6 protein-coding genes are annotated in these 8,820 nt (G+C 70.1%); 3 read left to right on the forward strand and 3 right to left on the reverse strand.

Translation table 11 applies throughout. From position 1 onward, the window contains the following. Nucleotides 1-960: glycosyltransferase family 87 protein (locus Q0112_RS02795; protein WP_297971106.1), on the forward strand; the 960-nt coding region annotated here is incomplete at its 5' end. 206 nt (nucleotides 961-1,166) lie between these two features. Continuing rightward, on the forward strand, nucleotides 1,167-4,922 hold the full coding sequence (metH, locus tag Q0112_RS02800) for a methionine synthase (protein ID WP_297971109.1): 3,756 nt from the start codon (nucleotides 1,167-1,169) through the stop codon (nucleotides 4,920-4,922). 140 nt (nucleotides 4,923-5,062) lie between these two features. On the opposite strand, the gene Q0112_RS02805 is transcribed toward metH, so the two are convergent. From Q0112_RS02805 to Q0112_RS02815, 3 genes are read right to left on the reverse strand one after another with little or no spacing between them, the layout of a single operon-like run. Continuing rightward, nucleotides 5,063-6,100 carry an ABC transporter permease gene (locus Q0112_RS02805; RefSeq protein ID WP_297971112.1) on the reverse strand — a complete coding sequence of 346 codons (1,038 nt, stop codon included), beginning with the start codon at nucleotides 6,098-6,100 and terminating at the stop codon, nucleotides 5,063-5,065. Beyond that, a complete protein-coding gene (locus Q0112_RS02810) occupies nucleotides 6,097-7,137 on the reverse strand; it encodes a sugar ABC transporter substrate-binding protein (RefSeq protein WP_297971115.1) in 1,041 nt (346 codons plus the stop codon). Before Q0112_RS02810 ends, Q0112_RS02805 begins: the two co-directional genes overlap by 4 nt. Then, nucleotides 7,134-7,910, reverse strand: a complete 777-nt coding sequence (locus Q0112_RS02815; RefSeq protein WP_297971117.1) for an ATP-binding cassette domain-containing protein — start codon at nucleotides 7,908-7,910, stop codon at nucleotides 7,134-7,136. Before Q0112_RS02815 ends, Q0112_RS02810 begins: the two co-directional genes overlap by 4 nt. Nucleotides 7,911-8,028: 118 nt before the next feature. On the opposite strand from Q0112_RS02815, the gene Q0112_RS02820 reads away from it, so the two are divergent. Further along, on the forward strand, nucleotides 8,029-8,769 hold the full coding sequence (locus tag Q0112_RS02820; protein WP_297971120.1) for an N-formylglutamate amidohydrolase: 741 nt from the start codon (nucleotides 8,029-8,031) through the stop codon (nucleotides 8,767-8,769). The last annotated feature ends 51 nt before the right edge of the window (nucleotides 8,770-8,820 follow it).

Genomic DNA, 8,820 nt, shown 5'->3' on the forward strand with positions numbered 1-8,820 from the left:
CTGGTCGTCGCCGTCCAGGACCGGCTGCGCTCCCCAGCGGAGCGGGGCGCGCCGGCCGACCGGCGGCTGGCGTTTCTCCTGGCGCTGCCGCTGGCGGCGACCTTCTATCCGGTTATCCACGGCTACGCGCTCGGGCAGATCCAGGTCTTTCTGGACGCCGGCGTCGCCCTCGCGCTCCTGGCCTTTCTCATGGGGCGGCGGGGCTGGGCCGGTCTCGTCCTTGCCGGCTGCACCCTCGTCAAGCCGCAGTTCGCCGTGGTCCTCATCTGGTCGCTCTGGCGGCGCGAGCACCGGTTTTCGCTGGGCTATGCTCTGGGCATTGCGGTCGGGCTGTCCCTGAGCCTCTGGCGCTTCGGGTTCGCCGACCATTGGGCATACCTCGGGGTGCTGCAGGAGATCGCCCGCCACGGCGAGAGCCTGTATCTCAACCAGAGCGTGAACGGCCTGCTCAACCGCTGGCTGGAGAACGGCGTGGCCGTGCCGCCGAAGGGCACCTATCAGAGCGACTTCGCGCCGGAGCATGCCGGCATCCGTGTGGCGACCATGGTGTCGTCGGTGGTGATCCTGCTGCTCGCGTTCGATCCCTTCAGGTGGCGGCGGCGCTCCGCCGGGATCGTCGATCTCATCGTCGTGCTGGCTGCGGCCACCATCGCGGCGCCCGTGGCCTGGGACCATCACTACGGCATCTTCCTGCCGATGTTCGCGGTGGCACTGCCCCTGACGATTGCCTGGGTGCCGTGGTCGGGGGCCAAGGGCATGCTGCTCGGGGCCAGCTTCTTCCTGGTGGGTTTCGCGTTCGTCGACCCGGACTGGTTCCTCCGTGAACCCTATCGCATGCTTCTGTTTTCGCATGTGTTTTTCGGAGCGATTGCGTTCTTCGGCTTGCTGCTTGGTATGCGCGCCGCCCAGGTTCGGCGCTTCGTGCCCTTCCACCCGCTGGACGACCGGCGTCAACTCTAGATGCTGGCAAGCCATTGAGTTTGTGTTGTAATGTCTGGGGAAGTATTTTCCGAAGGGTAACGCTCCATCCGGCTGAGCTGCGGGCGCGTGCCGGCCCCTGTTGGGGGGCGCTCTCCCCCGTGCGCGATCGGCGAAACCGCTTGCTTTCCATTCCCCGGCGATCCTGCCTATATGGCCGCCGACCCTGACCAGACGGGAGCGCCCCGATGCCCTCCGATGCCTCGCCGGATCGCCGGAGCGACGCGCTCGCGGCCCTGACCGCCGCCGCGCGCGAGCGGATCCTCGTGCTCGACGGCGCGATGGGCACGCAGATCCAGGGGCTCGGGCTCGACGAGGCGCACTTCCGCGGCCAGCGCTTCCACACCTGCGACTGCCACCAGCAGGGCAACAATGACCTGCTCATCCTCACCCAGCCCGAGGCGATCGAGGCGATCCACTATGCTTACGCCATGGCCGGCGCCGACATCCTCGAGACCAACACCTTCTCCTCGACCGCCATCGCCCAGGCCGACTACGGCATGGGCGAGGTGGTCTACGAGCTCAACCGCGAGGGCGCGCGCCTCGTCCGCCGCGCTGCCGACCGCGCCGAGGCCGAGGACGGCCGGCGCCGCTTCGTCGCCGGCGCGCTGGGGCCGACCAACCGCACCGCCTCGATGTCGCCGGACGTGAACGACCCGGGCTTCCGCGCCATCGACTTCGACGGCCTCGCCGCCGCCTACGCCGAGCAGCTGCGCGGCCTCGTCGACGGCGGCGCCGATCTCGTCCTCATCGAGACGATCTTCGACACGCTGAACGCCAAGGCGGCGATCTTCGCCTGCGAGCGGGTCTTCGCCGAGAAGGCGCTCCGCCTGCCGGTGATGATCTCGGGCACGATCACCGACCGCTCCGGCCGCACGCTCTCCGGCCAGACGCCGACCGCCTTCTGGCACTCGGTCCGCCACGCGCGGCCCTTCACCATCGGGCTCAACTGCGCCCTCGGCGCGGCGGAGATGCGCCCGCATCTCGCCGAGATCGCCGGCGTTGCCGACACCTTCACCTGCGCCTATCCGAACGCGGGGCTGCCGAACGAGTTCGGCCGCTACGACGAGAGCCCGGAGTTCATGGCCGCCCAGCTCGAGGAGTTCGCCCGGGAAGGCCTCGTCAACGTGGTCGGCGGCTGCTGCGGCACCACGCCCGAGCATATCCGCGCCATCGCCGAGGCGGTCGCCAAGTACCCGCCGCGCCGCGTCCCCGAGATCGCGCCGCTGATGCGTCTCTCCGGCCTCGAGCCCTTCACGCTGACCAGGGAGATCCCCTTCGTCAACGTCGGCGAGCGCACCAACGTCACCGGCTCCGCCCGCTTCCGCAAGCTCGTCACCGCCGGCGACTATGCCGCCGGCCTCGAGGTGGCGCGCGACCAGGTCGAGAACGGCGCCCAGGTCATCGACGTCAACATGGACGAGGGGCTGCTCGACGGAAAGGCGGTGATGACCGCCTTCCTCAACCTCCTCGCCGCCGAGCCCGACATCGCCCGTGTGCCGATCATGATCGACTCGTCGAAGTGGGAGGTGATCGAGGCGGGGCTGAAGTGCGTCCAGGGCAAGCCCATCGTCAACTCGATCTCGCTCAAGGAGGGCGAGGCGCCCTTCCTCGCCCAGGCGCGGCTCTGCCGCATGTACGGCGCCGCCGTCGTCGTCATGGCCTTCGACGAGGAGGGCCAGGCCGACACGCTCGCCCGCAAGGTCGAGATCTGCAGCCGCGCCTATCGCCTGCTGACCGAGGAGGCCGGCTTTCCGCCCGAGGACATCGTCTTCGACCCCAACATCTTCGCCATCGCCACCGGCATCGAGGAGCACGACAACTACGGCGTCGACTTCATCGAGGCGACCCGCCGCATCAAGGAGACGCTCCCCCACGTCCATATCTCGGGCGGCGTCTCGAACCTCTCCTTCTCCTTCCGCGGCAACGAGCCGGTGCGCGAGGCGATGCACGCGGTCTTCCTCTACCACGCCATCCAGGCCGGCATGGACATGGGGATCGTCAACGCCGGCCAGCTCGCCGTCTACGATTCGATCGATCCCGAGCTGCGCGAGGCCTGCGAGGACGTGGTGCTGAACCGCACCCCGAAGGGCGAAGGGTCCGCGACCGAGCGGCTGCTGGCGCTGGCCGAGCGCTACAGGGGGGCAGGGGGCCAGGACGCGCGCGAGCGCGACCTCGCGTGGCGGGAGTGGCCGGTCGGGAAGCGGCTCGAGCATGCGCTGGTCAACGGCATCACCGAGTTCGTCGCCGAGGATACCGAGGAGGCCCGCCAGGCCGCCGCCCGCCCGCTCGACGTGATCGAGGGGCCGCTGATGGCGGGGATGAACGTCGTCGGCGATCTCTTCGGCTCGGGGAAGATGTTCCTGCCGCAGGTGGTGAAGTCGGCCCGGGTGATGAAGCAGGCGGTGGCCGTGCTCCTGCCCTACATGGAGGCCGAGAAGGCGGCGACCGGCGTCGCCTCGCGCCGGAGCGCCGGCAAGATCCTGATGGCGACGGTCAAGGGCGACGTGCACGACATCGGCAAGAACATCGTCGGCGTCGTTCTCGCCTGCAACAACTACGAGATCATCGACCTCGGCGTCATGGTGCCGGCGACGAAGATCCTCGAGACGGCGAAGGCCGAGGGGGTCGACATCATCGGCCTCTCCGGCCTCATCACGCCCTCGCTCGACGAGATGGCGCATGTCGCGGCGGAGATGGAGCGCGAGGGCTTCTCGATCCCGCTGCTGATCGGGGGCGCGACCACCAGCCGCGTGCATACGGCGGTCAAGATCCAGCCTCGCTACGAGCGCGGCGACACCGTGCACGTCAACGACGCGAGCCGTGCGGTCGGCGTCGTCTCGAGCCTGCTCTCGCCGGACGGGAAGGGGGCCTATGTCGCCGGCGTGCGCGAGGAGTACCGGAGGCTCGCCGAGGCCCATGCCCGCGCCGAGGCAGCCAAGCAACGCCTGCCGCTCGCCGCCGCCCGCGCCAACGCGCCGGAGATCGACTGGTCGGGCTACACGCCGCCGCGCCCGAGCTTCCTCGGCACCCGCGTTTTCGACGACTGGGACCTGGCGGATCTCGCCCGCTATATCGACTGGACGCCCTTCTTCCAGGCCTGGGAGCTGCGCGGCCGCTACCCGGCGATCCTGGAGGACGAGACGCAGGGGCCCGCCGCGCGGCCGCTCTTCGAGGACGCGCAGGCGATGCTCGCCAAGATCGTCGCCGAGCGCTGGTTCCGCCCGCGTGCCGTGATCGGCTTCTGGCCGGCGAACGCGGTCGGCGACGATATCCGCCTCTATACCGACGAGACGCGCTCGGCCGAGCTTGCCACCTTCTTCACGCTGCGCCAGCAGCGCGCCAAGCGGCTCGGCAAGAGGAACGTGGCGCTGGCCGACTTCGTCGCGCCCGAGGGGCGGCCCGACTATCTCGGCGGCTTCGTCGTCACCGCCGGCATCGAGGAGGTGGCGATCGCCGAGCGGTTCGAACGGGCGAACGACGATTATTCCTCGATCCTGGTGAAGGCACTCGCCGACCGTTTCGCCGAGGCCTTCGCCGAGCTGATGCACGAGCGCGTCCGCCGCGAGTTCTGGGGTTATGCGCCCGACGAGGGCTTCACCCCCGAGGAGCTTATCGGCGAGCCCTATCGCGGCATCCGGCCGGCGCCCGGCTATCCGGCGCAGCCCGACCATACCGAGAAGGGAACGCTCTTCCGCCTGCTCGACGCCGAGCGCGCCACCGGCGTCGCGCTGACCGACAGCTACGCCATGTGGCCCGGCTCCTCGGTCTCCGGCCTCTATCTCTCGCACCCCGAAAGCTACTATTTCGGCGTCGCCCAGGTCGAGCGCGACCAGGTCGAGGACTATGCCCGCCGCAAGGGCATGGAGGTCGCCGAGCTCGAACGCTGGATCGCCTCGATCCTGAACTACACCCCCGAACCGCGGGTGGAAGCTGCCGAATGACCGGCTCCGGCCGGGTGCCGGCATCGCGAGCCACTGTGCCCGGAGGTGGGGATGGGCACGCGTGCCCACCCGGGGGAGTCGTTGAAATCACAGGAAAAATGCCCTTGGCGTTTACCTGATCTTCACGATGGTTAACCGGCTCAGAGGTAGCGGCGGCGCAGGCCGTTCTTGGCGGTGTCGAGCAGGACGGCGGCGAGGACGAGGGTGCCCTGGATCATCATCGTGTAGTGCGGCGGCATCCCCATCACGTTGATCGCGGTCTGGATCGAGGAGAGGAGCAGCACGCCGGCGAAGACGCCGGAGAGGCGGCCCTGGCCGCCCTTGAGGCTGACGCCGCCGATGACGACGGCGGCGAAGGCCTGGAAGAGCATGCCGATGCCGGGGTTCGCCGTGGCGCCGGCGGTGCGCGAGGCGAGGAGCCAGCCGGCGAGGCCGGCGAGCGTGCCGGAGAGGACGAAGGCGAGGGTGACGTTGCGCGCGACCGGGATGCCGGCGCGGGCGCTGGCGATGGCGTTGCCGCCGATCATGTAGAGGTGGCGGCCGAACGGGGTCTTGGCGAGCATCAGGGCGAAGGCGGCGTAGACGGCGACGAGCACCCAGGCGAGCATCGGGATGCCGAGGAGGCGGGTGACGGCGACGCCGCGCAGCGCGTCGGGCAGGCCGTAGACCGAGCGGCCGCCGGAGAGGGCGACGACGAGGCCGCGGCCCCAGATGTAGGAGGCGAGCGTCACGATGAAGGCGTTGATCTCGAAGCGGACGACGAGGGTGCCGTTGAGCCAGCCGATCAGCGCGCCGACGCCGAGCGCCATGGCGAGGGAGACCGGGAAGGCGAGCCAGGGGGGCTGAAGCGCGAGGCCGCCGCCGGCGCCGCCGGTGCCGAAGGTGAGGGCGACGGTCATGGCGGCCAGCGCCATCACGCTCTCGATCGAGAGGTCCATCTGGCCGGCGATCAGCGTCAGCGAGAGGCCGACGGCGATGATGCCGACGAAGGTGGACTGCTCGATGATGTTGAGCAGGATCCCGATCTGGAAGAACTTCGGGATGAAGATCGCGAAGCAGGCGAGCGCGAAGAGCAGGATGATCCAGACGAGGTTGTCGAGGAGGAGGGCGAGGAGCGCCTTGTGGCGCTCCTGCCTCGGCTCGGACCCCGGCCCGGGCATCGAGTCGGCGAGGGTCATTCGACCGCGGCGACGGGCGTCGTCGGCGGCTGCAGGTTGCCCCAGAACTTCGGGTCGTCGACGTTGTCCGCGGTGATGGCGGCGCCGGGGATCTTGATGTTCGGGCCCCAGCTTTCGATGGTGAGCTCGGAGGTGAGCCCGATCACGTCGTAGGTGCCCGCCTCGATCTCCTGCTTGTTCACCACCTTGTCGGCGAACATGGCGAGCGCCGCGGCCTGGGCGTACATCGGCTGCTCGACCTCGACGTTGAGCCAGCCCTTGCGGATGAGGTCGAGGCCGACCGGCGCGCCGTTCGAGGACATCATCATGATATCGCCCGGCTTCTTGCCCTGGGCCTCGAGGACGGCGGCGACGGCGACCGAGAGGTGGGCGGCGTGGTTGAAGATGAGGTCGATGTCGGGGTTGGTCAGGAGCTGGTCCTGGGCGATGTTGCCGGCGTTGGTCGCCTCCCACTGCATCGCCGCCTGGGTGATGACGGTGATCTCCGGGTGGGCCGAGACCTTCTCCTCGAAGCCCTTCTGGATGTCGAGGGTGTAGGGATCGCCCGGGTCGCCGAGGATCTGCAGCACCTTGCCCTTCGGGGAGCCGTTCTTCTCGGTCAGGAGGCGGATCGCCTCGTCGCCGGCGATATGGCCGATCTCGACGGTGCCGGCGACGGAGGTGAAGTCCGAGGGCGTCGAGGTGATCTGGCGGTCGAAGATCATCACCGGGATGCCGGCGGCGCGCAGCTTCTCGATGCCGGGCTTGATGGCGTCGAAGTCGACGGCGGCGAGGATGACCGCCTTGGGGGCGAGGTTGAGGACGTCGTCGACCTGGTTGAGCTGCAGGTCGCTGCGGTTCTGCGCGTCGAGCGAGGTGACCTCGTAGCCGACGTCGCCCATGAACTTCTCGATCGCGTCGATCGAGCCGGTCTGGAACTCGTCGAGCAGCGTCGGGACGAGGTAGTAGATCGTGCCCTTGGACTGGGCGAGCGCGCCCGAGGCGGCGAGGCCTAGGGTGAGCGCCGTCGCGGCGGCGAGGCGCAGGAGGCGGTTCATGCTGGTTCTCCCTGGGTTGTAGTCGGCTGGCCGATGCGCTCGATCCCCCCGGTGATGAGGTGGACGACCTCGTCCGGGGTGGTGGCGTCGGTTCGGAGGTCGCCCACCACCGAGCCGTGGCGGAGGACGACGATGCGGTCGGCGACGGCGAAGGCCTGGGCCATCACGTGGGTGATGAGGATGACGCCGATGCCGCGGGCCCGCACGCGGTCGATCGTCTCGAGGCCGCGGCGGGTCTGCTCGACCCCGAGGGCGGCGAAGGGCTCGTCGAGGATGACGAGCTTGCCGCCCCAGTGGACGAAGCGGTTGAGCTCGATCGCCTGGCGCTGGCCGCCGGAGAGGTGCTCGACGGTGGTGCGGAGGCGCGGGATGCGGGTGCCGCCGGCCTCGAGCGCGCGGCGGGTCTCGGCCTCCATGGCGCGGTCGCGGAGGAAGGGGATGCCGAGGACGCGGCGGGTGAGCTCGCGGCCCATGAAGAAGTTCGCGACGACGTCGAGGTTGGTGCAGAGCGAGAGGTCCTGGTAGACGGTCTCGATGCCGGCGGCCTTGGCCTCGCCCTGGTCGGCGAAGGCGACCTCGGCGCCGTCGAAGAGGATGCGGCCGGCGCTGGCGCGCTCCTCGCCGGCGATGATCTTGACGAGGGTGGACTTGCCGGCGCCGTTGTCGCCGAGGAGCGCCACCACCTCGCCGGCGGAGACGGCGAAGGAGACCCCGCGCAGCGCCTCGATGGCGCCGAAGCTCTTGCGGATGCCGGCAAGCTCGAGAAGGGCCAAGGGTCGTCCGGGGTTGCGGTGGCTTGCGCGGCAGCATGGAGGGGGGCCGGCCGCATCGCAAGGAGATTTGCCGGGCGGCGCTCTGGCCCCCGCCGGCGGGACGGCTTATGAGGCGGCCATGGACGAGCGGGCATATGAGGAGGTCGGCGGGGCGCCGGGGTCGCGGCTGCTGCTGCTCTGCGACCATGCGACCAACCGGGTGCCGGCGTCGGTCGCCGGCGGCGATCTCGGGCTGCCGCCCGAGGAGATGGCGCGGCACATCGCCTACGACATCGGCGCGCGCGGGGTGGCGCTGGAGCTGGCGCGGATCATGGCTGCGCCGGCGCTGCTCACCCGCTTCTCGCGGCTGGTCATCGACCCCAACCGCGGCGAGGACGATCCGACGCTGGTGATGCGGCTCTACGACGGCACGCTCATCCCGGCCAACCGGCAGGTGACGGCGGCGGAGGTGGAGCGGCGGCTCGACGCCTTCCACCGGCCGTACCACCGGGCGATCGACGCGGCGATCGAGCGGATGGGGGAGCCGGCGCTGGTCTCGATCCATTCCTACACGCCGCAGCTGAAGGGGCGGCCGCTGCGGCCGTGGCAGGTCGGCATCCTCTGGCACCGCGACGGGCGGCTGGCCGGGCCGCTGCTCCAGCGGCTGCGGGGGCAGGGCTATTGCGTGGGGGACAACGAGCCCTATTCGGGCGAGCTCGAGGGCGACACGATGAGCCGGCACGGGACGGCGCGGGGGCTGGCGCACGTGCTGATCGAGCTGCGCCAGGATCTCGTCGCGACGCCGGAGGCGCAGGCCTTGTGGGCGGGGCGGCTCGCGCCCATCATCGCCGGGGCAATCGGGGAGATGGCCGATGGATGAGAGGACCCGGGTGGAGCTCGAGGCGGCGGCCTTCCGGGCGCTGCGCGACCA

The organism is uncultured Amaricoccus sp., from assembly GCF_937858865.1.
Taxonomy (GTDB): Bacteria; Pseudomonadota; Alphaproteobacteria; order Rhodobacterales; family Rhodobacteraceae; genus Amaricoccus.

Coding starts and splice junctions, on each gene's coding strand:
- metH (WP_297971109.1), top strand. CDS start 1,167: ATGCCCTCCGATGCCTCGCCGGATCGCCGGAGCGACGCGCTCGCGGCC.
- Q0112_RS02820 (WP_297971120.1), top strand. CDS start 8,029: ATGGACGAGCGGGCATATGAGGAGGTCGGCGGGGCGCCGGGGTCGCGG.
- Q0112_RS02805 (WP_297971112.1), bottom strand. CDS start 6,100: ATGACCCTCGCCGACTCGATGCCCGGGCCGGGGTCCGAGCCGAGGCAG.
- Q0112_RS02810 (WP_297971115.1), bottom strand. CDS start 7,137: ATGAACCGCCTCCTGCGCCTCGCCGCCGCGACGGCGCTCACCCTAGGC.